Annotated in this window: 24 protein-coding genes; 10 read left to right on the top strand and 14 right to left on the bottom strand. The window is 68.4% G+C overall.

Annotated features, from left to right (window positions below; all coding sequences use genetic code 11):
• Window positions 1-75: 75 nt before the first annotated feature.
• From AB1L88_RS07035 to AB1L88_RS07025, 3 genes are all read left to right on the top strand, one after another.
• Window positions 76-1,080 (top strand): DUF1559 domain-containing protein, encoded by a 1,005-nt coding sequence (locus AB1L88_RS07035; protein ID WP_367095937.1) that lies wholly within the window; start codon window positions 76-78, stop codon window positions 1,078-1,080.
• A complete protein-coding gene (locus AB1L88_RS07030) occupies window positions 1,064-1,483 on the top strand; it encodes a hypothetical protein (protein WP_367095936.1) in 420 nt (139 codons plus the stop codon). Before AB1L88_RS07035 ends, AB1L88_RS07030 begins: the two co-directional genes overlap by 17 nt.
• An 88-nt stretch (window positions 1,484-1,571) precedes the next feature.
• Window positions 1,572-1,835, top strand: a complete 264-nt coding sequence (locus tag AB1L88_RS07025) for a hypothetical protein (protein ID WP_367095935.1) — start codon at window positions 1,572-1,574, stop codon at window positions 1,833-1,835.
• Window positions 1,836-1,947: 112 nt separating this feature from the next.
• On the opposite strand, the gene AB1L88_RS07020 is transcribed toward AB1L88_RS07025, so the two are convergent.
• The 13 genes from AB1L88_RS07020 to AB1L88_RS06960 all read right to left on the bottom strand — a co-directional run bounded on the left by AB1L88_RS07020 (window position 1,948) and on the right by AB1L88_RS06960 (window position 14,051).
• A complete protein-coding gene (locus AB1L88_RS07020) occupies window positions 1,948-2,670 on the bottom strand; it encodes a DUF1990 family protein (protein WP_367095934.1) in 723 nt (240 codons plus the stop codon).
• Window positions 2,671-2,682: 12 nt separating this feature from the next.
• Complete coding sequence (locus AB1L88_RS07015; protein WP_367095933.1) at window positions 2,683-3,300, bottom strand: DUF1990 family protein; 618 nt, start codon at window positions 3,298-3,300, stop codon at window positions 2,683-2,685.
• A gap of 85 nt (window positions 3,301-3,385) precedes the next feature.
• Window positions 3,386-4,444, bottom strand: coding sequence for an extracellular solute-binding protein (locus AB1L88_RS07010; protein WP_367095932.1), 1,059 nt, complete (start codon window positions 4,442-4,444; stop codon window positions 3,386-3,388).
• Window positions 4,445-4,461: 17 nt separating this feature from the next.
• Window positions 4,462-5,505, bottom strand: a complete 1,044-nt coding sequence (locus tag AB1L88_RS07005) for a DUF1559 domain-containing protein (RefSeq protein ID WP_367095931.1) — start codon at window positions 5,503-5,505, stop codon at window positions 4,462-4,464.
• A gap of 159 nt (window positions 5,506-5,664) precedes the next feature.
• A complete protein-coding gene (locus AB1L88_RS07000; RefSeq protein WP_367095930.1) occupies window positions 5,665-6,747 on the bottom strand; it encodes a twin-arginine translocation signal domain-containing protein in 1,083 nt (360 codons plus the stop codon).
• A gap of 203 nt (window positions 6,748-6,950) precedes the next feature.
• Complete coding sequence (locus AB1L88_RS06995; protein WP_367095929.1) at window positions 6,951-7,349, bottom strand: hypothetical protein; 399 nt, start codon at window positions 7,347-7,349, stop codon at window positions 6,951-6,953.
• Window positions 7,350-7,587: 238 nt separating this feature from the next.
• Window positions 7,588-8,946: a DUF1501 domain-containing protein gene (locus AB1L88_RS06990; protein ID WP_367095928.1), complete on the bottom strand. Its 1,359-nt coding sequence runs from the start codon at window positions 8,944-8,946 to the stop codon at window positions 7,588-7,590.
• Window positions 8,947-9,189: 243 nt separating this feature from the next.
• Window positions 9,190-10,041, bottom strand: coding sequence for a metallophosphoesterase (locus tag AB1L88_RS06985; protein ID WP_367095927.1), 852 nt, complete (start codon window positions 10,039-10,041; stop codon window positions 9,190-9,192).
• 14 nt (window positions 10,042-10,055) lie between these two features.
• Window positions 10,056-11,312, bottom strand: a complete 1,257-nt coding sequence (locus AB1L88_RS06980) for a DUF790 family protein (RefSeq protein WP_367095926.1) — start codon at window positions 11,310-11,312, stop codon at window positions 10,056-10,058.
• A 70-nt stretch (window positions 11,313-11,382) separates the two neighbouring features.
• Window positions 11,383-11,826, bottom strand: a complete 444-nt coding sequence (locus AB1L88_RS06975; protein ID WP_367095925.1) for a hypothetical protein — start codon at window positions 11,824-11,826, stop codon at window positions 11,383-11,385.
• 45 nt (window positions 11,827-11,871) lie between these two features.
• The gene (gene hemW, locus AB1L88_RS06970) at window positions 11,872-13,059 is read right to left on the bottom strand and encodes a radical SAM family heme chaperone HemW (protein WP_367095924.1); all 1,188 of its coding nucleotides are present in this window, start codon (window positions 13,057-13,059) and stop codon (window positions 11,872-11,874) included.
• Between the two features lie 172 nt (window positions 13,060-13,231).
• Window positions 13,232-13,507: a NifU family protein gene (locus AB1L88_RS06965; RefSeq protein ID WP_367095923.1), complete on the bottom strand. Its 276-nt coding sequence runs from the start codon at window positions 13,505-13,507 to the stop codon at window positions 13,232-13,234.
• 169 nt (window positions 13,508-13,676) lie between these two features.
• Complete coding sequence (locus AB1L88_RS06960; protein WP_367095922.1) at window positions 13,677-14,051, bottom strand: RNA-binding protein; 375 nt, start codon at window positions 14,049-14,051, stop codon at window positions 13,677-13,679.
• A gap of 476 nt (window positions 14,052-14,527) precedes the next feature.
• Here AB1L88_RS06960 and AB1L88_RS06955 point away from each other — a divergent pair, with 476 nt between their 5' ends.
• The 7 genes from AB1L88_RS06955 to AB1L88_RS06925 all read left to right on the top strand — a co-directional run bounded on the left by AB1L88_RS06955 (window position 14,528) and on the right by AB1L88_RS06925 (window position 22,972).
• Window positions 14,528-15,754, top strand: coding sequence for a DUF1573 domain-containing protein (locus tag AB1L88_RS06955; protein ID WP_367095921.1), 1,227 nt, complete (start codon window positions 14,528-14,530; stop codon window positions 15,752-15,754).
• A gap of 150 nt (window positions 15,755-15,904) precedes the next feature.
• A complete protein-coding gene (locus AB1L88_RS06950) occupies window positions 15,905-17,491 on the top strand; it encodes a multiheme c-type cytochrome (RefSeq protein WP_367095920.1) in 1,587 nt (528 codons plus the stop codon).
• Between the two features lie 204 nt (window positions 17,492-17,695).
• Entirely contained in the window at window positions 17,696-18,028 is a 333-nt protein-coding gene (locus tag AB1L88_RS06945; RefSeq protein ID WP_367095919.1) for a DUF962 domain-containing protein, read from the top strand.
• A gap of 222 nt (window positions 18,029-18,250) precedes the next feature.
• The gene (gene metG / locus AB1L88_RS06940; RefSeq protein WP_367095918.1) at window positions 18,251-18,637 is read left to right on the top strand and encodes a methionine--tRNA ligase subunit beta; all 387 of its coding nucleotides are present in this window, start codon (window positions 18,251-18,253) and stop codon (window positions 18,635-18,637) included.
• A 48-nt stretch (window positions 18,638-18,685) separates the two neighbouring features.
• Complete coding sequence (locus AB1L88_RS06935) at window positions 18,686-19,432, top strand: alpha/beta hydrolase family protein (RefSeq protein WP_367095917.1); 747 nt, start codon at window positions 18,686-18,688, stop codon at window positions 19,430-19,432.
• A 57-nt stretch (window positions 19,433-19,489) separates the two neighbouring features.
• On the top strand, window positions 19,490-21,196 hold the full coding sequence (gene recN / locus AB1L88_RS06930) for a DNA repair protein RecN (RefSeq protein ID WP_367095916.1): 1,707 nt from the start codon (window positions 19,490-19,492) through the stop codon (window positions 21,194-21,196).
• 3 nt (window positions 21,197-21,199) lie between these two features.
• Entirely contained in the window at window positions 21,200-22,972 is a 1,773-nt protein-coding gene (locus tag AB1L88_RS06925) for a hypothetical protein (protein WP_367095915.1), read from the top strand.
• A gap of 56 nt (window positions 22,973-23,028) precedes the next feature.
• Here AB1L88_RS06925 and AB1L88_RS06920 read toward each other — a convergent pair whose 3' ends face one another.
• Window positions 23,029-24,318 carry a hypothetical protein gene (locus tag AB1L88_RS06920; protein ID WP_367095914.1) on the bottom strand — a complete coding sequence of 430 codons (1,290 nt, stop codon included), beginning with the start codon at window positions 24,316-24,318 and terminating at the stop codon, window positions 23,029-23,031.
• Window positions 24,319-24,896: the final 578 nt, after the last annotated feature.

Raw genomic sequence — 24,896 nt, 5'->3', positions numbered from 1 at the left:
ACGGGCGGGGCCGGGCCGCGATCGGCCCGGGGCATCCGTCGGCCCGGGAACACCTCTTCATGATGGAAGCATCTCGTGAATACCAAACGTCATGATTGCCCGAGCGTTTCGGGGCGGCCGTCGGCCGCGTCGGGATTCACGCTCATCGAGCTGCTGGTGGTCATCGCGATCATCGGCATCCTGATCGCCTTGCTGCTGCCGGCCGTCCAGACCGCCCGCGAGGCGGCGAGGCGAGCGCAATGCACCAATAACCTGAAGCAGATCGGGCTGGGCATGCACTCGTACGAGTCGGCCTTCGGGTGTTTCCCCGCGGCCTATCTCACGCGTCCCGGCGGCGGCGGGGTCCACGGCGACCCCGATCCGGCCACCCTCGACGCCGGGCCGGGCTGGGGGTACGGGGCGGCCATCCTGGCCTTTCTGGAGCAGCAGCCCCTCGCCCAGGCCCTCAACGTCGACCTCCCGTGCCAGTTCCCGGAGAATCGCACCGCGACCAGGACCGCCCTCAGCACCTTCCTCTGCCCTTCGGTCAGCGAGGACAGCCGGCAGTTCGACGTGATGGACCAGCCCGGCGCGGTGCTCGGGCGCTTCGCCCGATCGCATTATGTGCTCAATTCCGGACGAGACGAGGCCTGGGCCTACACGATCGAGGACCAGGGGAGGATCGCCGACGGCCCCTTCTTCCGCAACTCGCACACGACCGTCGCCCAGATTCGCGACGGCCTGGCGTTCACCACCTTCATGGGTGAGCATTCCCCGGTCCTCAGCGATAAGACCTGGGTCGGGGTCGTCCCCGGCGCGGTCGTCTGCCCCTCGCCCCGGTTCGCCTTCTCGCTCTGCGACTACGCCGCCACCCTCGTGCTCTCGCACAGCGGCCCCGCCTCGGAGGAGGACTTCGTCATCCATCCGCCCAACGCGCGGTCGGCCCACGTCTGCCAGATGTACGCCGAGCATCCCGGCGGCTGCAACGTCCTCTTCGGCGACGGGAGCGTGCGATTCGTCAAGGAGACCTGCAATCAACTCGCCTGGGCCGCCATGGCCACCATCCGCGGGGGGGAGGTCATCAGTGCCGACGCGTTCTGAGCCCCAGCACGGTCGGGTCGGGCCACGGGGAGCCGCGACCACCCGATGGGCCGTGCTCCTCGGCCTGCTCTGCCTCGTCGGCGTGATCGGCTGCTCCCCGCCCCAGGTCGATCCGGAGCATCGCGACGTGGTCCTCCGGCTGGCCACCGCGACCTCGGCCCGGGACGCCCACCTGCTCGAAGCGGTGGCCGACGACATCGCGCGGCTTCGAGACGCCGGCACCCTCCGCGGCGCCCCCGCCGACGCGATCGAGGCGATCGTCTCGGCCGGCAGGGCCGGATCGTGGGAGCAGGCCCAACGCCTCGCCTATGCCCTCCGAGACGCCCAGGAGCCGACCCGGGCCGAGGTCGACCGCCTCCGCACGCGTCCCTTGCCCCCTCCGAAAATTCCCGGTCACGAGTGACGGCGACCAGGGGCGATGGCACACCGGTTGCATCCTGGACGGTCTCGCAATCCGCTCACGTGCTCACGACTCAGGAGATCACGAGATCATGACCGCGCCACGAGCCGAGTTCGAGATGAGCGTCCATCCTCATCAGCACGAGGAAGGATACCTCACGAAGGTCATCGAGCATTACACCAGCATGGTCCCGTCCGGGGTGTACCTGGCCACGGCATTTGGTGCCGTCGGGCTGTCGCTGGGCCTGCGGGTCTCCGGCCACCGCGACGCCGCGCTTTACGTCGGCCTCTGGCCTCCCACGATCTTGCTCATGGGCGTCTACAACAAGATGGTGAAAGTGCACGGCTCTCAGTAATCGACCGGGTGATCGCCGGACGGAGGGGGCGAGGCGCCGGATCGCCGAACAGGATCGAGCAGCACAGCGCATGGCCGATCCGCTCGCCCCCGCCTCCTCCCGGCTCGCGCGATCACGACGAGGTCGGATCCGAGGTGCGGACCGGGGCGTCATTCCCCCGATGGGCAAGCGTCCCGGGGGCGGCCACCGGCTGCTCGGCCGGGTCCCTGGCGAGTCTCCGGAGCCGGTCCGGCGCCCTCACTCGCCAGCGGTGGCGATAGCGTTCGCCGAGGATCCGGAAGCCGAGCCGGCTCCACCAGTTCGGGAAATCGCCCAGCCGCCAGTGGGCCTCGATCCGGAAGTGGATCTCGCCCGTCTGGTGGTCCTTCGTCAGCAGGAACCACTCGAAGCCCCGTTCAATGTGCCCGGCCAGGGTGTCGTAGCGAAACCCGAAGGCGGTCGATCCGTCCTCGGTCTCCTCCCGGAGATGCGTGACGCGACACCCCCCGAGGAATCGGAAGCCGAGGACCTTCAGTTCCAGGAGCATATCCCGGCCCTCGGGTTCCACCTCCGGGTCGTAATGTCCTTCCACGATCGACGGGTCGGAGAAGTCGTAGTGGAGCAAGCCTTCCCGGGCATGAGCATACAGCCCGTCCGAGAGGGGAGGTCCCTCCGGCTCGAAGCCGAGGCTGTCGTGCGAGCCATCGACCGTCCAGCCGTGCTCGACCGTCATCCGCTCCGGTGGGTCCTCGAAATTGACCGGCCGGCGGGCCAGCTCGTCGAGCATCGTCCGCAACTCGGGCTCCGACCAGCCCCGGCCGAATCGCCAGGGCCAGGGCGCGTAGGTGCGCGCCATTGTCATCCTCCCTCAAGCGGTCATGGTGGGGCAGGTCGGCTCGTCAGGGCCGCCGGGGCGATCGGCGGGCGTCTCCTCGACGGCCACCGTGCGGACCTTCACGGCGTCGAGCACCCGCCCGCCGCACGCCTCGGCCAGGTTGCCGATGAAATTGATCCAGCACCGAGACTGCATCTGCTTCCCCATGAGCAGGAAGCCGGTGAAGTTCGCCAGGCCGTTGGCCCGGGTCCGGCTCACGATGCCGAAGCGCACGCGCCCCCGGTCGTCGCGATCGGAGACGAAGGTGATCCTGCCCAGTTCCGGATGCCCATCCATCGTCCGGAGCGTGATGCTGCGATCGTCGAGATGGACCACCTTCACGCGGCAGCTCCCGACCAGCGACAGCCGGATGTCGAGCACGTCGCCCAGCTCCAGCGGCTCGCCCTTGCCCCGCGACTTGCACTCGAACCGCGCCGTCTCGCGCGGCGCGAATGTCGTGAACTCGTTCCTGATCCGATCGGCGACCGCCTCCGGCGTGCAGTCGCTCCCGTCGATCACGGCGACATATTCGCGCTTCAGCAACGGGCCGTAGCCCTGGGATGCGAAGACGATCCCCTCGTCGTTGGGCCGGGCCCGGGTCAGGCGGAACACCGTTGGTCTCTCCGGTAGGGGTGATGATGCGCGGACATCACACATCACGCACCCCCTTCAGAGCAATTCGCGGGCCAATCGCCCCTCACGGGTCGACCGCGAACTCCTCCCGGATGAACCGGGCGACCTCGTCCCAGCGGGCGGCGGCGGCCTCGAAGTCGACGCCCATGGCCCTGATCGTCCTCGGCGTCTCGACCCGGGCCGGGGCGTCCGTCGAGTCGAGCAGGGGGATCTGGGCGCTCGGGCCGGCGGCGAGCGCGGCCTCGACCTCGGGTCGGAGGATCGCGTCGGCCAGCGCATCCGCGGCCGAAGGGTGGGGCGATCCCTTCATCTTCGCCAGGGTGTTGGGGATGAAGAGCGTGCCCAGCCCTCCCTCGCCCTGGTCGGGGTAGACGATGGCGACCGGCGCCCCTTGCTGCTCGATCATCACCATCGCGTCGTCCGTGTCGGTCAGGCCGATGGCGAACCGGCCCGACGCGACATCCTGCGCCACCTGCTTGTTCCCGGCCAGGATCGCCACGTCATTCCCCTTCAACTCGCGGAAATAGGCCTTCCCACGCTCCTCTCCCCAAACCTCGAACAGGCAGGCCGCGTGCGACGCGGTGGTGCCGAACAGCGGCTTGGCGATGGCCGCCTTGCCCTTCCATTTCGGATCGGCGAAATCAAGTATGCTGGTCGGTCGATCCGACTCGGCGACGAGGTCCGTGTTGACGATCACGACCCGGGCCCGGGCGGCGAAGCCGTACCAGGTGCCGTCGTCGGCCTTGAATTGATCGGGGATCGCCCCGGCCTGCTCGGGCGTGAACGGCTCCAGCAGGCCGAGGCGTTGGAGCCTCAGCGTGTTCAGGATCTCGTTGTTCCAGAACAGGTCGGCGCGGGGACGGTCGGCCTCGGCGATGATGCTGTTGGTCAGGCCGACCGTCTTGGTGCTCTCGACGTCGTATTTCGCATCGACCCGGACCCCCGTCTCCGACTCGTAATCGCGGAGGATCGGCTCCGAGAATTCCCGGTCGAGCGCGGTGTAGATCACGACCCGGCCGGCATCCCCCCCCCGTTCCGGGCCGCTGCAGCCGGAGACCCCGACCAGGCCGCCCAGGACCAGCGTCGCCCCGAGGGATCGGACGATTGATACGATCGATCGCATGAGCTTCCCTTATTGAATCAGTAGGAATCACCCGAGACGACCTCGCCGCCGGCGACCGATCCCAACGCCCGCCAGGTGAAGCCGTCGATCGTCTGCTTGATGAAGCGCACGCTCCCGTCGGCGAACAGCGAGTTCACCCCGCCCGGGTGGTAGCTGCGCGACGTGATCGCCGCGTACGAGGGGCCACCCACCTTCTCCCGGAAGCTGTTAATGTCAAGATCGTCGTATTCGTTGTTGGGCCCGCCCTGGATCTTCGTGTTCGGCGGCCAGGCGGTCGTGAACCCGGCGTGATGGACCCCCGATTCCGGCCACTCGCTGTGCCCTTCGAAGCGGATGGCACATCCGCCCGCGCCGCGGTATTCCGGCACGAGCACGTACGGGTCGGCGTCCGGGGGCGGGATGTCGTCGGGCCCGGAGATGTTCTGCAGCATGCGTGACGAGCAGTCGCGATAATACGCCTGATACGCCTTGCCTTCCGACATCAGGAGCGTCTGGCTCAGGCCGTCGCGGAACTCGGCCCAGCGGCGCGACTGGTTCGGGCCGAACGCCGAGCGATTCTTCCGGGTGCTGCCCGGCCCGGCCCAGTTGAACCAGTCTCCCTGGCAGAAGCCGTAATTGCAGACGCTCATCTCCCCGCCGCGGTCGTGGACGAAGGTCGGGTCCACCTCGCTCGGGCACACGAACAAGGCGATCCGGGTCGAGGTCGCCGTGAGATTCGGCGGAGAATACATCTCCACGTCGTAGTTGATCGCCTCGAAGATCGCCCCTTGCTCGGCAAACGGCAGGATCCGCGAATGGGCGCCGATGCTGTTGGTCCAGGTGATGCTGGTCGGGCTGGTCCCCGTCATCACCAGCGTCGGCGGCAAGGCCCCCGTGGTCCCCTCGTAGTTGTGCAGGGCCAGGCCGAGCTGCTTCAGGTTGTTCGTGCATTGCATCCGCCGGGCCGCCTCCCGCGCGGCTTGCACCGCGGGCAAGAGCAGCGCGATCAGGACCCCGATGATCGCGATCACGACCAGGAGCTCGATCAGCGTGAATCCGCGACGGCTGGGTGGTGCGCTCATTGAACACTCGATCCAGGCAGGAGTCGTTTCAATCGTGGGACCTTGAATCTCAGTCTCAATGAAGGCGCGTCCCGTGTCAATGAATTCCTTCGGTGACGCGTGCCGGTTTCCCGCGCAGGGTCACCGGCACGCGTCGCAACAGTCTCGGGGGTCTCGACTTCAGGAAAGGCGTCTCAGCTTCGAAATCCGGCCGGTGCTCACCCACTCGGCGACGAAGATGTTCCCCTCGGCGTCGAAGCAGGCGTCGTGCGGGTGGACGAAGCGGCCGGGCCGCCAGCGATCGGGGGCGGTGCGGACCCGGAAGCCGTCGAGGACCTCGGCGGTCCAGTCGGGGTCGTAGCCCAGGTGGTCGATGACCCGGTTCTCGCGGTCGAACAGGCTGATGCGGGCGTGCAGGTCGGGCACCAGCAGCAGATCCCCCCGGATGTCGAAGTGGGCCGGGAAGCTGACCTCATCGAGGATCGAGTCGAATTCCCCCTCCGGGGTGAAGTACTGGAGCCGGGCATTCGCGCGGTCGGCCACGACCAGCTCGGGGGTCCGGCCGGGGCGGCTGTCGAACCAGAGCCCATGCGGGGTCCGCATCTTCCCCGGCTCCTCCCCCGTGCCGCCCCAGGTCCGTACCCAACCACCGTCCTTGTCGTACTGATGGATGTAGTTCGATCCGTATCCGTCGCCGACATAGAAGCCGCCGTCCGGGGCGAAGGCCACGTTCGTCGGGCTGAAGCGGGCCTCGGGATCGGCATAGACCCCCGGTTCCTCCGGCTTCTCCTTGACCCAGACCACCTCCCCCTTCAGGTCGGTCTTCACCACGAGGTTCACCGGGAACATGAACGCCAGATAGAGATATTCCTGGCCGTCTTCCTCGCGGATGTCGATGCCGTGGCCGCCGCCGTGATACTCCTTGCCGAACGACCGGACGAACTTCCCGTCCGGGTCGAAGACGACGACCGTGTCCTGCGCCATGTCGGGCGACGACGGCCGTTCCGCCCCCGCGCGATGGGTGACGTAGATCAAGCCGTCCCGATCCACCGCGACTCCGTGCGTCTCAAACCAGTCGATGTGACCGGGCACCTCGCCCCAGCCGTGAATGCATTCGTACTGATATGCCCCCGAGCCGACCACCGGCCGATCCGAGTCGGCCTGCCTCGCGCGGCCGAAGGCGGTCGATCCGGCCGCGGCGGAGAGGCCGGCGGCCCCCGCAACCTTGAGGAACGATCGGCGGGACGGTCTTGGGCTGATCATCGTCGGGCACTCCCTGGAGATGGCGTGATCGTCGTCGTCCTTGCGGACTGAAACCGCCTGGGACGGCCCGATCGTACCCGACGCGCCCCGTCCGGGGGAGGGCCTGCCCTCCGCCCCCTTCCATCCTCCCGCACCGGCCTCGCATCCGACCCTCGACCGGGCCTCGGGCCACCGCCTCGGGCCGGCACCCCGACGGACCTTCATCAGGCGGTGAACAGTTTCACGACGAAGAGGGCGACCGGCGTGAACCCGACCAGCGACGCGATCAGGCCGATGATCGTCCAGCGATCGACGAGCCGATGGACGATCAGCCTCGTCCCGCAGATCAGGCCACCGATCGCCGAGAGCGTCAGGCTGGCCGCCCCCCCCCCGATGACCACCAGCACCGAGGCGAGGCTGCTGGTGATCCCCTGCATGAGCAAGACATCGGTCGATTCGTCATAACCCGACCAGATCAGGCGCAGGGTGAGGCCGATCATCAGCCATCCCACGAGCCCCAGGGCCGACAGCATCGGCCCCAGGCGCTCCCTCGACACGACGCGAGGCGTCCCCCCCGCGGGCGTCAGATCGTCCGGGTCGCAAGCCGCTCGGGGAATTCCCATGACTCCCAGGCTCCTCTGTCAGGATTCTCGCACGATCACGATCGCTCCGACCGCCGATCGCGCCGTCGGCACCACTCCTCACTCAATCCTGACAGAACGCCGCAATCGGGTGCCAGTCGCCCGCTCCCCCTCGAAAAAAAAACGAGCCGGCGAGCCTCAAGGCCCGCCGACTCGCGTTGATTCCGTGCTCACCGACCCGCCCCTCGGACGATCCGAGCGTCCGGGGACCGGTCGCCGATCAGATCAATTCTCGGATCGCCGGCATGTCGACCGGATACTGCGGCCGGCCGGCCGGGTCGATGACCGTATCCCGCCCCACGTCGATGCCGAGGCAGTGGTAGAGCGTGGCCAGCACTTCCTTGAAGTGGACCGGACGCTCGACGGCCTGCTCGCCCAGCCGGTTGGTCGCGCCGATCACCTGGCCGGTCTTCAGGCCGCCGCCGGCGACCCAGGCGGCCCCGACCTGCGGCCAGTGGTCGCGGCCGGCCTGCGGGTTGATCTTCGGCGTGCGGCCGAATTCGCCCCAGGCGATCACGACCGTGTCGTCGAGCATCCCGCGGACTTCCAGGTCCTCAACCAGGGCCGAGAGGCACTGGTCGAGCTTCGCACCATGGTCGCGGACGAGGTCGAAATTCGCGCCGTGGCTGTCCCAGCGGCCGTAGCTCAGCGTGACGCAGCGGACCCCCGCCTCGACGAGCCGACGGGCCATCAGGAGCTGGTCGTTGCAGGTCGGCGCCCCGTCGTACTGGTACTGATACGGCTTGCCGTCGCCGTACTTGTCGCGGACACGCGGGTCTTCCTTCGACAGGTCGAGCGCGTCGACCAGCTTGCTGGAGCTGAGCACGTCGAAGGCGAGCGACGTGGCCGAGTCGACCCCCTCGAGCGCCCCGCTGGCGTCGACTTCGCGGCGCAACTGGTCGAAGCTCCGCAGCAGGCTCCGGCGGTCGGCCAAACGTTCCGACGTGATCCCGTTGAGCGTCATGTTCTGCAAGGCCGAGCCGTCGGGCTTGAACGGGGCATACGCCGGCCCCAGGAACCCGGCCTCGCCGGCGTCGCTCCAGGGGACGTGCCGGGTCGTCTCGGCCAGGCCGACGAACGGCGGGACCGCCGGGTCGACCGGCCCGTGCATCTTGCTGACGAACGAGCCGATGCTCGGCCAGCCGCCGATGGCCGCCTGGTCGTCGAACTTGTAGCCGGCGTTGCACTGATACAGGTCGTGCCGGCCCGTCGCACCGACGACCGACCGGATCAAGGCCGCCCGGTCCATCAGGCCCGCCAGCTTCGGGAACGTCTCGCCGACGAAGATGCCGGGCACATTCGTCTCGATCGGCTTGAACTCGCCTCGGATCTCCTCCGGGGCCTCGGGCTTCAGATCCCACATGTCCTGGTGCGGCGGCCCGCCGGCCAGGAAGATGTTGATGACCGCCTTGTGGCGCCTCGTCGGCGTGCCCGCCGATCGGCCCGCCTCCTCCGCCCTGAGGATCTCGGGCAGGGTGATGAGGCTCGACCCGAAGGCCAGTCCACCAATCTTGAGGAATCCCCGACGGCTCACGCCGTCGCAGTAGCCGCCCGATTTCCGCCCGAAGATCGTCAGCATCGGCAGTCGGTCCTTTCTTCTGGCGGGCCGTGCCCGTGGGAACCGTTCGGCCCTTCGTCCCCGGCGCCGCTCCCCCGATCGAAGGGCGTGCCGAGTGGCTCACTCTCAATGTTTAACCTTTATTGTCCGCGCCTGTCAACCATCGACATCGGATTTGTGTTGAATCGACTCCACTGAACCTGATGCGTCGGGGTGTCGATCGGCCACCCACGCTCGATGACGCACGCCCACGAGCCGCCCCGCTCAATCGGGCCGAATTGCGGCGTCCGCCCCGTCGCGGAAGAGGGCATCCAGGTCGCCCGGCAGGTGGAAGACCCGCCGCACTTCCGGCCGCCGATACTCGGCCGCCCCGGTGATCACCACCAGATTGGGCAGGATCCGGGCGATGCCGGCGGAGTGGACATGTCCGCACAGCACCAGGAGCCGCCGGTCGGGGTGGCGTCTCATGATCGGCTCGATCGCCTTGCCCACCGCCGCGCAACTGAAATGCGGCATCCATTCGTCGTTGGCCATCCTCCCCTTGAACACACAGGCCTCCCGGAACGGGGGGACATGCGTGGCCACCACGACCGTCTCGAACCGTTCCAAAGCTTTGGGTAAGAGCCGGCCCAGGTGCTCGGCCGCCTCCTCGCCGAGGCGTCGGAGCACCTGGCCCCGATCGGCGTGATCGAGCCCGGCCAGGTCGCCGATCAGGCGGTAGTCGTTCAGCCGGATCGTCGAGCGGGCGTAGTCGCCGAAGCGGCCGTCTCCCCAGCCGTCGTGGCCGATCAGCGCCACCCCCGATCCGAGGTCGATCACCCCCGCCTCGGGCAGCCAGTTCAGCGTCGGGATCGTCCGGGTGGTCTCGGCCATCGCCCCCCTGACGTCCGCGATCCGGCCGCCATAGAAGTCGTGATTGCCCAGCACGAAGTCGATCGGCCGAGCCAGCCGGTCGGCCAGGAACCCGAGGAACGGGCCCAGGTCGTGCGACTCGGCGATGTCCCCCGTGATCAGCAGGCGGTCGGCCCCCGATCGCGCCACCGCCTCGCAAAATCGCCCCGCCTCCGCTTCCGACACGAAATTCAGGTGGATATCCGTCGCCCAGGCCAGTTTCATCCCCATCCCTTTTTTTACTCGATTAGCGAGCGTTGCCCCGCACCGGGCAGAAACCCCTTGAGCAAGCTGAGCATCTCCCGGGCGTTCGGAATTTCCTTGAAACGCAGGACCGGCCCCTCCAGATCCTTGGCCGCTCCTTCATCAACCTTCATCGAGTCGGAGATGGCCAGGACGTAGCGCGGGGGCCCCTGATGCGGCAAGACCCGGAGCAACCGATCGAGCGCAGACCGCTTCCAGAAACCGAGGATCTCGACAATCACGTCCGTCCCCGTCGGCACGTGCACGAACTTGTAATCGGGGACCCAGACGCCGTCACGACCCAGGTCGATCAGGTCGGTCGTCTCGGTCACGTCCCAGTCGGGGGCGAGCTGGCGGAAGCGATCCAGGAACGCCTGAATCTCGCTCGGGACGTACTGGCCCGTCTCCTGGTAGTGCGAGACGAGCCCATCCGAGGCCTCCAGGTGGAACGTCCTCGGCTGCCGCTTCGGCCCCCAGCGCAGCTCGGCATCGACCCGGAAGTCCGAGCACCGCAGCAGGGCCGGCAGGAACAGGGCCATCTGCAGGCCGTAACGGTTCGTCGCCATGAACAGGCTCAACGGCCCGTCCAGGTAAAAGGTGTACCCGGCGGCCATCGTCCCCTTCACCTGATAGAGCAGGCGATGGAATTTCAGGAAGCGGAACAGTTGGCGATACCGCGCCGGCTTTTCTCCGCGCACGTTGGCTTCCAGATGGACCGATCGCAGCAAGACCGCCTGCGCCAGGGCCACGTTGTAGCGATCGATCAGGCCGAGGGCCGTCAGGTCGTCGAACGTCAACAGACGGTTCTCGTCCTTCAGGTCGGCGAACATCCCCGCGACGATCTGATCGGCCGAGATCCCCATGTCCTGGCCGACCTGTTCCAGCACCTCGTCGCGTCGGAACGGGTCGCGCAGCCCCGGCTTCGAGGAGTGGGCGAGCTGCTTGCGCTGCTCGGCCGCGGCGGTGAAGACCTTCTCGCGGAGCAGGTCGGGAGGCACGTCGGCCACAACCTCGAACTCGGCGCGATCTTCGAGGACCTTCGCCAACCCTTGATGGACGAGGGACGCCATCCCCTTGCCGATCACCGCCTCGATCTCGGCGGCGATCTCCCCCCGGGTCATGCCGACCCCTTCCCGGAAGATCAGCAAGAGGCTCTCGGCCACCTCCAGCCAGTAGCTGTTGTCGCGGTCCAGGTACTGCGGGATCACCCGGTTCTTCGACACCCGGACGCGAACGAGGTTGCCGGTGAGCATCGCGAAGCTTCTCGAAGGGAACGCAAGGGCAGGGCGGCGTTTCCGACGATTCGCCCCCCCTTCGGGCCGATCACTCGCACGGGGCGAGGGCAATCGGCGCCCATCCCCTCCGATGATACTCCATCCACCCGAGCCGATGGAACGGCAGCACATCCACGACGAAATGGCCCAGCACGCTCCGCTCGGGAGAGATGAAGTCCGGCGTCCCCGCGGCCGGCCCGGCGGGGATCAGCCGGCCGTCGCGGTCGAACGAACACTGGTTGCCCGCTTTCGGGTCGGTGTCCGGGTCGAACACCCGGTAGGTGACGAAGGCGCCGGGGTGATACCGGGCGGTCGACAAATCGGAGTCTCGGGAGATGATCGCCCGGGGGTGCCCTGCCGGAATGAAAGCCAGACCGTCGAGGTCGCAGGGACAGGGCACGACCCGGCCCTCCAGCGGTTCCCGGTGGCCCGCCAGGCCGGCACAGCCGGGAAGCCAGGCAAGCAGGGCAATGGCGGCGGCGATCCGAGTCATCGCAACGTCCCCTCCCTGGGACACGAACGAGCGCTTCCGGGCGCGTCAGAGCAGGTCGCTCATGACTGTATCAGCCAGGAACAGGCCGCTCCTGGAGAGTTTCAGGCGGCGGCCGTCGTCGATCAGCCACCCCCGGGCGACCGATCGGGCGAGCGACTCGCCGCACAGGTCGTCGAGATCGAGGCCGCACCGCCGACGGAAATCCTCGCGATCAATCCCCAGCTCGAGCCTCCGGAGCATCAGGACCGCCGTCTCCCGCCCGCGCTCCTCCGGCTCAAGCCGCTCGGTCGGGCCGGTCGCCTCCTCGCCGCGCTCGATCCGCCGCAAGTAGGCCAGCAGATCCCTCGTATTCGACGCCCTGACCCCATCGACATACCGGGTCGCCCCGAGTCCGAACCCGTAATAGGCGTCGTTGGCCCAGTAAACGAGGTTATGCCGCGACTCGTGCCCCGGCCGGGCGAAGTTGGAGATCTCGTAATGCCGGAGCCCCGCATCGACCAGCCGATCGATGGTCAGGGCGTACATGTCGTGCTCGACCTCCTCATCGACGGCCTGCACCGCTCCCGCGTTCCACTGCTTCCAGAGCGACGTCCCCTTCTCGTACACCAGGCCGTAGCAGGAGAGGTGCGAGGGCTCCAACCCGATCGCGCGGTCCAGGTCCGCACTCCACTGCCCGAGGGTCGTCCCCGGCGCCCCGAAGATCAGGTCGAGCGACCAGCGATCGAACCGCCGACGGATCAGGTCGACCGCCCGGGGCACGTCGTCCGGGTCGTGGTTGCGCTCCAGGGCCTTCAAGGCACTCGGCTGGAACGACTGCGCCCCCAGGCTCACCCGGTTCACCCCCCCCGCGGCCAGGACCCGGACCTTCTCCTCGTCCAGGGTGCCGGGATTGGCCTCGACGGTCCACTCACCCTCGGGGGTCAAGTCCACCAGCTCGCGAAGCCGGGCCAGCAGCCGATCCAGTTGCCGGGCATCAAGTCGGGTCGGCGTGCCTCCGCCGAGGAAGATGGTGTCGACCTGCGGGCGGTCGCCCTTCAGCGCGCGGCGCATCTCCCGATCGAGCGCATCGAGATACCGATCGGCCAGGTCATCGGCCCCGGCGATCGACGCGAAGTCGCAATAGCCGCACTTGTGCGCGCAGAACGGAATGTGGACGTACAAGGCCCTCGGCCGGAGCCAGGGAGGCTCGGCGACGGGTGGCACGTCCCGGGATTGCTGCGAAACCTTGGTCATTACGGATGAGCACCGGGTCCGATCGTCAGAAGTCCAGGAACGCGACCGACCGACCAGATCAACCCGCAAGGCGTCGATCCGATGGAGCCGCCGCCACCTGGAGACGCACGTTCGACACGATTCTACAGAAGCTCATCCGCGAGAGCATGATCAGACTTCAGACGAAGGCACCTCAGGGGACCGGTTCCAGGAACCGGATCTCGGGGATCTGCGCCTTCACGACCGACTCGATTTGCATGGCCAGGACGATCGCGGCCGACGAGCAGCCCTGGCACGCTCCCGAGAGTCGGATTTGGACGATCCGATCCGGGTCGATGCCGACCACTTCGACATCGCCGCCATCGGCCCGGAGATCAGGACGAACGTCGCGGTCCAGCACGGCTTCGAGCCGCCCTCGCAAGTCCAGGAGGGGGTCGATCGAGGGACGAGAATTGGGGTTTGCCATCATCGAGCGATGAGCCGCCGCGGAACCACGGGGCCGGGAAAAAAAGGGTACGAGCCGGGCAGGTTCAGGCCGACGCCGACGCGGAGCAAGGGAGAGCGGTACGACGCCAGAGACGCCTCTCCCCCCCTTCATCCGACGTGCCGAAGCCCACCCGCCGGGGCCGGGGTTCGACTCAGTAGCGGTCGTAGCCGCCGCCGCCACCGCCGTAGCCGCCGCCGTAGCCGCCGCCGCCACCGCCGTAGCCGCCGCCGCCGCCACCACGGCCGTAGCCGCCACCGCCGCCGCCGTTGCCGCCGGGCGTCCGAGGTCGGGCCTCATTCACCGTCAGGCGACGACCGGAGTGGTCCTGACCGTCCAGCGCGGAGATCGCGTTGTCGGCCTCGTCATCGTTGTCCATTTCAACGAAGCCGAACCCGCGGCTCCGGTTGGTTTCACGGTCTTTCAAAACCTGCGCGGAGCGGACCGCACCATATTGCTCGAACAGGGCGAGCAGGTCCGCATCGTTGACCGTGTAGGCTAGGTTGCCGACGTAGAGTCGCTTCGCCATGACGTTCGCCTGGGTCTGACTCAGGCACTCCACCGAGCGCAAACGGAGATGGGAAATCGGAGTGTGCCAGGCACGGATCGCACGCTGACACGGGGACGGAAGAAATGTGAGATCATGACAATCGCAAAGCGCGATCCGACGTTCCTCCCGACCAGTCGGGGAAAACTCCCCGCGGTGGCCACCGCGAGCGGGTCCGCTACGATGGCAATTTGAAGAAGTAACGGCTTTGCCTGCCCGTGTCAATCCGTTCCTCCTCCACTTCCGAGAAAATCTCTCGTGGATCAGGAGATGAATCCCTCTGCTTGACCCCCCTCCGAGCCGGCCTCTACAATAATGCCGAGAAATGGCCCGTCCCGGGCGGGCCGGCCGGCCGTTGCGAGTCGCGACCTGTCGCACGCACGTCCTCGGGCCCGGTCGCGTTCGAATCGTCCTCCCATCCCCGCTTCTTCCTCTCCTCGCCACGGAGCTGCTCCATCATGATCCGCTGGATCATCCTGGCCGTGCTGATTGTTGTCGTGGCGGCGGCCATCCCCCTGGCTGTCAGCTACCTGCCGGCCGACGTGGCCGGGCCGGTCCCTTCCTCGCGATTCGAGGAAGACTCCGGGCCTCCCCCCTCGCTGGTCTTCGATGACGAGACGACACATGACTTCGGGTTGATGAGCGAACAGGACCGGGGCACCCGCACCTGGACCCTCCGGAACGAGGGGGAGGGCACGCTCCAGCTCCGCTTCATCGAGAAGCCGTGCACCTGCACCGGCGTGACGGTCGGGGAGGAGCAGGAATCGCTCACCGAAGGCGGCACCCTCGAGATCGAGCCGGGCGAGCAGGCCGAGCTGACCGTCGCCTGGGAGACCCGGGACAAGATCGGCGAGTTCAGCACCTATGCTCGCTTCTCCACCAACGATTATGAACATCACCCGGCCGTGAGCTTCATGGTCAAGGGCGTCATCACGCCGGCCGTTGTGGTCGACCCCTCCCGGCTCGACTTCCCCGCGGCCCCGAGCGACGAGGAACGCTCCCTCTCGGCCTACATCTTCTCCCCCACCTCCCCCGAGCTGGGCATCGAGTCGAACCCCGTCAGCTCGCGCCCCGACCTCGTCGTGGCCGAGGTCCGCCCCCTGACCGACGAGGAGCTGGACGCCTTCAACCAGGCCCGGCTCGAGGCGGTCGTCGGCCACTCCCACGGCCCGGGGAGCCCCCCCTCCGACCACAATCACGACGAGGAATTGCCCAGGGTCACCGCCGGCCACCTGCTCACGGTCACGCTCAAGCCCGGCCTGCCGCTCGGGCGGTTCTCGGACCTCATCACGCTCAAGACCGACCACCCGATCCGGCCCGTGGTCGAGGTCCCGGTCAGCGGTCAGATCGTCGGCCCCATCGCCGCGATGCCCGAGCGGCTGTACCTGCCGGGGGTCGACCGGACGAAAGGCCGGACCGTCACGGTCATGCTCAACGTCCGCAACCACGACACGACCAACTTCACCGTCCAGGTCCCCGACTCCCTCCAGGGCATCGTCGAGGGGACCGTCGAACCGGTCTCCGAGGTCAATGCGTCGGAGCAGTTCCGCCAGTACCGCCTGCAGGTCAGCGTCCCCCAGGGGGCCAAGACCGGGATCCACAAGGGTGTCCTGATCCTGGAAACCGATCACCCGCAGGCCGAGGAAGTGAAGGTCCCCGTCGAGGTCCTGGTCCGGGGCGGGTAACGTGCCTCGGTCCTGCCCGCAAGCGTTCTCCCCGGCCTGGCCAGGCGCCGGTTCGGCCGAGGGGAATCGAGCCGCTCGCGATCTGCCCTTCGGGACGAAGGGCATCGTTCTCCTCGCAGCCGACGTACCCAGACGGAGCGTTAGGAATCGATGACTGACAGTCCGAAGCCCTGGAGGGCGGTGGCCTCGGTCCTGATCGGGGTTGCCATCCTGGCCTACGTCGGCTGCTCCTCGAACAAGGCCCCAGAGGCCCCCGACATCACGCCGGCTCCCGGCGACCCCGGCACCGACGACGACCTGGCCGAGGAGTTCGAAAACGACGACCGTCAGGCCGACGCCGTCCTGCTCGTCTCCGGCCAGCAGAACGGGTATCTCGAACCCTGCGGCTGCACCGACGGCCAGACCGGCGGCCTGGGACGGCGGGCCGACCTGATGAACCAGCTCCGCGAACAGGGGCGTGACCTCGTCCCGATCGACCTGGGGAGCATCATCGCCGACCCGGCCGGCTCCCGCGCCGGCCCCGACCAGATCCGGATCAAGCAGGGGATCGGGCTCGAAGCCCTCGCCCGGCTCGGCTACCAGGCCCTCGCGCTCAGCCCCGACGACCTGGAAATCGGCATGGGAGAGTTCCTCGGCCAGTACCTCAACGTCCCCGACGCCCCTCCCTTGCTGGCCACCAACATCCAGCCCGCCGAGGGGCTCGAGGAGACCTTCCGCGCGTCGATCCGGGTCGAGGCCGGGGGCCTCTCGCTCGGCATCCTCGCCGTCGTCGACCCGAAGGCCATCACCGCGCTGGCCGATCCGGAGCAGGACTTCTACCTGCAAAGCGTCCTCGACCCGGCGGAGTCGATCCGGCGTTCCCTCCCCGCCCTCGCCTCGGAAACCGATCTCCAGATCCTCATGGTCCAGGGGCCGAGCGACCTGGCCCGGTCGCTCGCCGAGGCTTTCCCCGAGCTTGAGATCGTCGTCGGCAAGTCCGAATACGAGCTTGCTCCCGCCCGTCCCGAGCGGTTCCACGAGGGGACCACGACCCTGGTCCTGGTCGGCAAGAAGGGCCAGCAGGTCGGGCTGGTCGACCTCTTCGCGGCCACCCCCGACCGGCCGCGCTACCGTCGCATGCGGCTCGATTCCCGCTACGACGACGTCGAGCCGATCCGTTCGCTGCTCGGCGACGAGTACCTGACCCGCCTGGCCCAGAACAACGTCGTCGAGGACTACCCGCGCCGCCCCCACCCCTCGGGTGCCCGGTTCGTTGGCGCCGAGACGTGCAAGAACTGTCACCCGAACACCTATCAGAAGTGGTCGGGGACCAAGCATGCCTATGCCTGGCCGGCGATCGAGTCGGGGCACCGCGGCGACCGGACGATGGATGCCGAATGCGTCAGTTGCCACTCGACCGGATTCGAATATGAGTCCGGCTTCGTCAACGCCGCGACCACGCCCCACCTGAAGAACCAGCAGTGCGAGAACTGCCACGGCCCCGGATCGCTCCACGTCACCGACCCGATGAACTGGGAGTACCGTTCCCAGATGGTCCTGACCCGCGAGGAGGCCGAGCAGTCCCTCTGCATCCGCTGCCACGACAGCGATAACGACCCGCACTGGGATTTCTCGAAGCGATGGCCGATGGTCGCCCACCCGAAGCTCGACCGCTACGACGATCCCAAAGTCCGCGAAGGGCTGGATCCCGAATCGCTGCCGATCCTCGCGGCCCCGGAGGAGGCCTCGGGCGATTGACCGACCGAGCAGGCCCCGGCGCTGGCTCGGGGCCGGCCCCCTCGCCCCGGTCCGCGTCGTCCTCGCACGCCCGGGGAGACTGACCTTGGATCGCGGCTCGCCAGACGATACGGTAAGCCCGTTGCGGGCCGCCCCTCGACCCGAGGATCCGCCGGCACCGATTCCCGACCCACCCGGCCAAGAGTGCGCAAGGAGTGCTCGCTGATGCCATCGTTCATGCCCTCGGTGTCCGGTTCCCCCCGCATGGCCCGCCTGATCGAGAAGTACCGCCGCGACCATTCCCATCCGGTCAACCACGTCCTGCACGTGGGGGTGGGCTGGCCGATGGTCGCAGCGGCCGTGCTGCTGCTCCCCTTCAAGCCGCTCTGGTCGCTCGGCCTGTTCCTCGGCGGATATGCTTTCATGTTCGCCGGCCATTTCCTCTTCGAGCGGAACTTGCCGACGATCCTGACTCGCCCCAGCACCCCCTTCGTGATCGCCTGGGCCGTCATCCGGGACCTGGGGCGCGGCCTCCTTCGTTTCGTCTCTCCGCGCTGATCGGGCAAGCGTGATCGGTGCGAACGGTTGTCCCTGCGGCCCGGTCGTTCTCCGTCCGTCAACCGCCAGGATTGCCTCGGCCCGACCCACGATGGGCCCTGCCGGGTGACCCGGGCGAATTGTGAACGCAAGTTCAGACTGACGCCTTGACGAGCCGATGAATGGGGCGATAGGATGCTCGACGAGGGGCGCGGGTGTCGTGCCCCGACCGAGGTGCCGAACATGCCGGCGGTCCGCCTCGCCTTGACCGCCGAGGCGCAGCCAATCGAGTCGACGATGGCCGATCCGATCACTTACGACGACTTCTCCAAGCTCGACCTCCGCATCGCCAAGGTGCTGGAGGCCCGCCCCCACCCGAACGCCGACAAGCTCCTGCTCCTGCAGGTCGACCTGGGCGACGAACAGAAGCAGATTGTCGCGGGGATCAAGCAGCACTACGCCCCGGACGACCTGGTCGGCCGCCTGATCGTGGTGGTCAACAACCTGGAGCCGGCCATGCTGCGGGGCGAAGCCTCCAACGGCATGTTGCTCGCGGCCAGCTCGGGCGATAAGGTCGTGCTGCTGACCCCGGCCGATCCCGAGTGCCTGCCGGGTTCGAGAGTCAAGTAGGCCCGGTCGCACCCGCTGCGATCCCGGCCGCCCACGGAGGCCGACCGGATGGCGTTCGCCACGATCCAGTACTTCAGCCGGGCCCTGCGCAAGGCGTCGGCCTTCAACATCGTCTTCCCCGACGACCCGGGGGTCGACCGCCCGTGGTCGGTCTTCTACCTGCTGCACGGCCTGTCGGATGATCATACGATCTGGATGCGTCGCACGAGCATCGAGCGCTATGTCTCCGGCCTGCCGATGGCCGTCGTCATGCCCGACGGCGGCCGCGGCTGGTACACCAACGCCGCCGAGGGGATGGCCTATGAGGACGACTTCCTGGAGCTGGTCGAGTTGATCGACCGCACGTTCCCGGTGAAGGCCGAGCGGTCGGGCCGGGCCGTCGGCGGCCTCTCGATGGGGGGCTATGGCGCGGTCAAGCTCGGGGTGAAGCATCACGACCGCTTCGCGAGCGTGAATTCCCATTCCGGGGCGCTTGGGTTCGTTCATGGGATCGGCGAGGGCCGGGCCCTCAGCCCCGAGTTCGGCCGGATCTTCGGGCCGGAGCCGGCGGGAGGATCGGACGACCCGTTCGCCCTGGTCGAGCAGATCGACCACGGCCTGATGCCGAAGCTCCGGGTCGACTGCGGCACGGAGGACTTCCTGCTCGATCAGAACCGAGCCTTCCATGAACATCTGAATGAGTTGCAGATTCCGCACGAGTATGAGGAATTCCCCGGTGCTCATGACTGGGCATACTGGGATGCCCACGTCCAGGAGGCGGTGGATTTCCACGCCCGGAACCTGGGGTTGCGCTGATCGGCCCGGACGCACCGGGACGCGATCGGCGGTGAGGACAACCGGAGGTCGCTCGCCGTGCTCCGAGAACTGTCGGTCCAGAATCTGGCCTTGATTGAAGACGCCCGGGTCGATTTGCGGGAAGGTTACTGTGCCTGGACCGGCGAGACCGGCGCGGGCAAGAGCCTCCTGCTGACGGCCCTGGGCCTGGTCCTCGGCGGCAAGGCCTCGGCCGAGCTGGTCCGAGACGGCAAGGACGAGGCCCGCGCGGCCGCCGTCTTCGACCTGTCGGGCGACGTCGAGCTGAGGCAGGAGGTCGAGGCGATCCTCGGCGGCCCGATCGACGACGACCAGTTGATCGTGACCCGTCGGATCGGGTCGAACGGCCGGAGCTCGGCCCATGCCAATGGCCTGCCGGTCCCGGTGGCGACCCTGAAGAGGCTCGGCCCCCGCCTGATCGACGTGCACGGGCAGCACGAGACGCAGACCCTGCTCGACCCCGATCGCCAGCGGAGCCTGCTCGATGCTTATGGGGGCCTGGAGCGGGTCTTGGCCGCCTATCAGGAGGCCCGATCGTCGCACGAGTCGATCCGGAAGCGTCGCCTGGCCCTGATCGAGGCGGCCGACCGGAGGCGACGCGAGCGGGAGCTGCTGGAGTTCGAACGCGACGAGCTGGCCGCGGCCGAGCCGAAGGCCGGCGAGTACGACGACCTGTGCCGAGAGGCCCGACGATTGGCCGGGGCCGAGTCGATCCGGGAGGCTGCGGCCGAGGGATACTCCTTGCTCTACGACGCCGATCGGTCGGCCCAGGCGATGCTCGGCAAGGTGGCCCGGCGGCTCGAACCGTTGGGAGAGGCGGTCCCCGAGCTGGGGGAGGCGGCCGCGACGCTCGGCCGGCTGGCCGACGAGGCGAGGGAGGTCGCCTACATGCTCCGCGACCTGGCCGACGAGACGGGGGACAACCCCGGTCGGCTCGAACAACTCGAAGCGCGATTGGCCCTGTACCGGAAGCTCAGCCAGCGGTTCCGGTGCGAGCCGGACGGCCTGGCCGCGCGGTGGGAGGAGGTCGAGGATCAGCTCGCCGGGATCGAGCGGGACGAGGCCGACCTGCAACACCTGGATGCCCCCCTGGCCGAGGCCTGGGCCGCGCTCCGCGAGGCCGCCGAGGAGCTGACGGAGGCCAGACGCAAGACGAGCCAGGCGTTCGGCAAGGCGGTGCAGGGGCATTTGAAGGACCTCAGTCTCGGGCAGGCGAAGCTCCGGGTGCAGGTCGAGGCGATGCCGATGGGGGACGACCCGACGGCCTCGGCCCCGCCGGAGGGGGGGGCCGATCGGGTCGAGATCCGCTTCGCCCCGAACCCGGGGGAGCCGCCGAGGCCGCTCCGGAAGATCGCGTCGGGGGGCGAGCTGTCTCGCCTGACGCTGGCGATCAAGACGGTCCTGGCCGGCGTCGATCGGGTGCCGACCCTGGTCTTCGACGAGATCGACACGGGGGTCGGTGGGCGGCTCGGCGCGGTGCTCGGGAAGAAGCTGGCCGCATTGGCGGGCCATCATCAGGTCATCTGCGTCACCCACTTGCCCCAGATGGCCAGTTATGCGACGCATCAGTGGGTCATCCGCAAGCAGACGGCCCGCGGGCGGACGCGGACGACGATCGAGGAGCTGGTCGAGCACGACCGGATCGAGGAACTCGCGGCGATGCTCCGGGGGGACTCGGCGGCCGAATCGACCAAGCAAGAGGCCCTGGCGATGCTCGCCGAGGCGCAGGCCGTGGGGGTTCGCTGACCGATGACCGAGGGTGCCGAGCGTCGCGGAGTGCTGGCCGAGTCGGGGCCTGAGCTTGAGTCCGAGCCGGGGGCCGGTTGGTTCGCCTGGGGCGTCTGGCTGGCGATGACGGCCGCGGCGGTCGGCTTCGTCGTCCGATTCGGGCCGGTCGTGCCGTTCTACGATGACTTCGCGATCATCCCGGCGCTGGTGGGGGAGCAGGAGGTGACGCCGGGCTACCTCTGGTCGCAGCACTTCGAGCATCGGGTGCCGTTGCCGAGGCTGGTCTTGCTCGGGGTGTACCGGCTTTCGGGGGATGACTTCCGGGCGGGCATGGTGGCGGTGGTCGCCTGCCTGGCGAGCCTGGCCGCGGCCTTGATGGTGGCGTTGCGGTCGGCCCGGGGGCGATGGAGTTATGGTGATGCATTGTTCCCGATCCTGCTCTTGAACTGGGGGCACTATAGCAACCTGCTCTGGAGCTGGCAGATCGCCTTCGGGCTGTCGACCTTGCTGGCGGTCGGGGCGGGGGCCCTGTTTGCGGGGCGGTCGGGATCGGTGGGATCGGGGACGGTGATCGGCCTGGGGGCGATCCTGGTCCTCTTGCCGCTCTGCGCGGCGAGCGGGCTGGTAATGGTGCCTCCGCTGGTGGTCTGGTTGATCGGGCTGGGAGTCGCTCGATTGCGGTCGGGCAGGGCGGGGGGCTGGACGGCGATCGCGGCGGCGGTGCCGGGGCTGGTGGTGACGGTCGGATATTTCATCGGGTACGAGCGGCCGCCGCAGATCGACCGGTCGCCGGGGATCGGGGCGGTCGTGCGGACGGGCCTGCAGTTCCTGGCCATCGGGTTCGGGCCGATCGCGGGGGATGCCTGGCGGGTCGGAGGGATGGTGGCGCTGGGCCTGGCGGTCGCCTCGGCGGGCTTGCTGGGGCTGACGGCCTGGCGGAGACCGGACGAGCGGGCGAGGGCGCTCGGGATGCTCGCGGTGCTGGCCGGGTTCGGCATGCTGGCGGCGAGCCTGGCGTGGGGACGGTCGGGGACGAACGATCGCGGGGGCCTGGAACCGCGGTACGTCACCCTGGCCGCTCAGATTCCGTGCCTGGCGGGCCTGGCCTGGGCGCGGTTCGGGCCGAGGGTCTCGGGGCGATTGGTGTACATGTTCGTGTTCTCAGGGAGTCTGATCTTGCTCTGGCCGAACACGGAGATCGGCCTGGAGCAAGGGAGGCAGCGGAGGGTCGATTCCGAGGGAGTGGTGGGCGACCTGCGGCTGGGCCTGCCGCCGTTCGCGATCGCGGCGCGGCACACGGGGTTCCTGCACTCATCACATGATGACCTGGGTCGGGGCTTGCCCTTGCTGGTCGAGGCCCAAACGGGGGTCTTTCGCGGGGCGAGGCCCAACCCAGACTTCCGAGAAGTGCCGGTCGGGGCGCCCGATCGGCTGAGCCTGGCGCGTTGGGACTCGGGATCGAGGACGATCGAGGCGACCGGGGTCGATCCCTGGATCACGTTCGACTTGCCCGAGCGGACGCTGGTGGCGGGGGTCCGGATCCGGTACGACCTGGACAACGGCCCGGCGACCTCGGCGCGGTTCAAGCTCCAGTGGAAGCGGTCGAATCAGGACGGATTCACGGAGGGCCAGCAGTACCAGCAGTGGACGCTCCCGGTCGGCCCCGACCGCGAGATGGTGGTCTGGATCGCCGAGCCGATCGACAGCTTCCGGATCCAGCCCGACAACCAGCCGAGCCGGTTCCGGATCGAGGAGATGGTGCTCCTCGTGCCGGACGGGGCGGACGGCGGGTGAGGGCGGGATCTCGAAGAGGTTGTCGTCCGGGGATCCGACCCGAAACGGGGGGCAAATCAGCCGGTTCCCGGATGGCCGAGGCGATCGGGAAGGGGTCGGACGTCGGGGCGGGAGCGCTCGGGACGGCGTCGGGGGGGATTCGAGGAGTCTTGGTGTAACCTCTTGTGAGGAAAAGGATTGAGTGAAGGCTGTTTCGGTTCGGAGTCCGTGGGATTGGCTTCGTTCCGTGCGCGAGTGGGCGGTTCGGGTGCCAAGGATTGCGGGGCGGATTCGATCGGCTCGGCCGGGGTGGCGGGGGACGGGTCGGCCGTCGGGGCCGGGTGGGAGTCCGGGACGAAGCGGTTGATCGGCTGGAAGCCGGGGGGGCAGGCGTTGGCGTCCTTGGTGCGCCACCAGCCGCCGCCGACGTTGATCCGTTCGATCTGCTGGTCGCGGGCCTGCTTGCGGTGGTGCTCGGCCAGCTCGTCGCGGCGCTTGCGGATGCGGATGAGCATGGTCATGCAGCGGAGCAGGCCGTTCTGGGCGTCGCGGTCGTAGCGTTGGCGGAGCTGGGCCTCGGGGCCTTCGTCGCCGGAGAGGCTGCGGGCGATGACGGCGTCATGCTCGGGGCCTTCGATCGCGTCCCATGAGGCGGTGGCGCGCCGTTCGAGCTGATCGAGGCGGTCGGCGATCAAGGCGCGGAGGGCAAGCCGGGCCTCGCTCGGGGTGCTGGGTTCGCCGGGTTCGGCGGGGTCGACCTCCAGGTTCGAGGCGAGGCGGCCGAGCCGCCACATCCGGCGGGCCTCGGGGGAACCGTCGGGACCGGGGGCGACCGGGAAGAAGCCGATCAGGCGCATGGCGGCGTCGCGGTCGTCGTCGGACCAGCCGATTCCCTGTTCGAGCGGCCGTTCGAGGGCCGTCCAGCGGCGGATGAGCCACTCGCAGCCGAAGGCGGAGTCTTCCAGGTCGAGCAGGGTGTTGAGGGGGTCGGTCTTGAGGTTGCAGGCCCGCTTGCGGGCGGCGTTCTGCTTGCGGAGCCGCCAGCGATCGACGGCCGATCGGGCGATGGTGTCGAGGTTCTGCTCGGTCGCCTGCTCGCATCGCCGGAGGCGGACGTCGGCGACGGCCATGCGGCGGACGACGGCCCGCTCGGCGACGTTCTCGGGCCAGACTTCCTCATTCCACTCGGCGATGGCGGCGGCCACGGCGGTCCGATCGGCGTCGGGGACGAGGACCTCGGCGGCGAGGCCGTGGCGGAGCGCGTTGCGACGCGACCGGGCCTTCCCCTCGACGGTCTTCGGGCCCGTGGATTTCCGGGCATTGAGGCGGTTGGCCTCGGCGCGGCGGTTCGGGTTGGGGGCGTCCATGGGGTGCGGATTCTCCAGGTGCATGCAGGTTCAAAGGGGGGGAACGGCCAGGGGATCGGGCGTGATTCTCCAATCGTTACCATCGTGAAAATCGGGTGTTGTAGTGACTTTTTTCTGGGGAGAGGGGTGGGTTTTTCCGTTGGGGGGGATGCGATCGGGGGATCGAGGGGTTTGCACGCGAGCGAGGTCTCTCGTAGGGGCGCGACCCCGAGTGCTAGCAATAGGATGAATCGGGGGGGCGTCTTCGAGGACTCGACATCACCCTACAAATCCGGATCGGGGGACGGAGCCACCTCCTCACAGGAGAAGGATCGGAGGAGGGGGGGGCGATGGGGCGTGATCGAGGCGGGAGGTTGGGGGGGATGGGAGGGTTGGTGGGGGCGGTCGGTGGGGGTTGGAATTGAACTGGACAGATGGGGAAGGATTGGTGAACCTTTCGGGCGAGCCGGGGCCGAGGGTGTGAGCGGTGCTCCGGTCAGGGAGAAGGAATTGAGCGCATTGTGAGGGAGGGGAGAGACGGATCGGGGGAGGGGCTGGGGGCGTGTCGAACCGGATGAAGTCGCCCGATGTCGCAGGTC

Origin of the sequence: Tautonia sp. JC769, assembly GCF_040717455.1 — a bacterium.
Classification (GTDB): domain Bacteria; phylum Planctomycetota; class Planctomycetia; order Isosphaerales; family Isosphaeraceae; genus Tautonia.
The sequence above is the reverse complement of the archived record's forward strand: the minus strand, read 5'-3'. Positions and strand labels throughout refer to the sequence as shown.

What these genes read in the sequence shown, in the direction of transcription:
- AB1L88_RS07025 (WP_367095935.1), top strand. Translation starts at nt 1,572, where the DNA reads ATGACCGCGCCACGAGCCGAGTTCGAGATGAGCGTCCATCCTCATCAG.
- AB1L88_RS07020 (WP_367095934.1), bottom strand. Translation starts at nt 2,670, where the DNA reads ATGGCGCGCACCTACGCGCCCTGGCCCTGGCGATTCGGCCGGGGCTGG.
- AB1L88_RS07010 (WP_367095932.1), bottom strand. Translation starts at nt 4,444, where the DNA reads ATGCGATCGATCGTATCAATCGTCCGATCCCTCGGGGCGACGCTGGTC.
- AB1L88_RS07005 (WP_367095931.1), bottom strand. Translation starts at nt 5,505, where the DNA reads ATGAGCGCACCACCCAGCCGTCGCGGATTCACGCTGATCGAGCTCCTG.
- AB1L88_RS07000 (WP_367095930.1), bottom strand. Translation starts at nt 6,747, where the DNA reads ATGATCAGCCCAAGACCGTCCCGCCGATCGTTCCTCAAGGTTGCGGGG.
- AB1L88_RS06995 (WP_367095929.1), bottom strand. Translation starts at nt 7,349, where the DNA reads ATGGGAATTCCCCGAGCGGCTTGCGACCCGGACGATCTGACGCCCGCG.
- AB1L88_RS06990 (WP_367095928.1), bottom strand. Translation starts at nt 8,946, where the DNA reads ATGCTGACGATCTTCGGGCGGAAATCGGGCGGCTACTGCGACGGCGTG.
- AB1L88_RS06985 (WP_367095927.1), bottom strand. Translation starts at nt 10,041, where the DNA reads ATGAAACTGGCCTGGGCGACGGATATCCACCTGAATTTCGTGTCGGAA.
- AB1L88_RS06980 (WP_367095926.1), bottom strand. Translation starts at nt 11,312, where the DNA reads ATGCTCACCGGCAACCTCGTTCGCGTCCGGGTGTCGAAGAACCGGGTG.
- AB1L88_RS06975 (WP_367095925.1), bottom strand. Translation starts at nt 11,826, where the DNA reads ATGACTCGGATCGCCGCCGCCATTGCCCTGCTTGCCTGGCTTCCCGGC.
- hemW (WP_367095924.1), bottom strand. Translation starts at nt 13,059, where the DNA reads ATGACCAAGGTTTCGCAGCAATCCCGGGACGTGCCACCCGTCGCCGAG.
- AB1L88_RS06965 (WP_367095923.1), bottom strand. Translation starts at nt 13,507, where the DNA reads ATGATGGCAAACCCCAATTCTCGTCCCTCGATCGACCCCCTCCTGGAC.
- AB1L88_RS06960 (WP_367095922.1), bottom strand. Translation starts at nt 14,051, where the DNA reads ATGGCGAAGCGACTCTACGTCGGCAACCTAGCCTACACGGTCAACGAT.
- AB1L88_RS06955 (WP_367095921.1), top strand. Translation starts at nt 14,528, where the DNA reads ATGATCCGCTGGATCATCCTGGCCGTGCTGATTGTTGTCGTGGCGGCG.
- AB1L88_RS06950 (WP_367095920.1), top strand. Translation starts at nt 15,905, where the DNA reads ATGACTGACAGTCCGAAGCCCTGGAGGGCGGTGGCCTCGGTCCTGATC.
- AB1L88_RS06945 (WP_367095919.1), top strand. Translation starts at nt 17,696, where the DNA reads ATGCCATCGTTCATGCCCTCGGTGTCCGGTTCCCCCCGCATGGCCCGC.
- metG (WP_367095918.1), top strand. Translation starts at nt 18,251, where the DNA reads ATGCCGGCGGTCCGCCTCGCCTTGACCGCCGAGGCGCAGCCAATCGAG.
- AB1L88_RS06935 (WP_367095917.1), top strand. Translation starts at nt 18,686, where the DNA reads ATGGCGTTCGCCACGATCCAGTACTTCAGCCGGGCCCTGCGCAAGGCG.
- AB1L88_RS06925 (WP_367095915.1), top strand. Translation starts at nt 21,200, where the DNA reads ATGACCGAGGGTGCCGAGCGTCGCGGAGTGCTGGCCGAGTCGGGGCCT.
- AB1L88_RS06920 (WP_367095914.1), bottom strand. Translation starts at nt 24,318, where the DNA reads ATGGACGCCCCCAACCCGAACCGCCGCGCCGAGGCCAACCGCCTCAAT.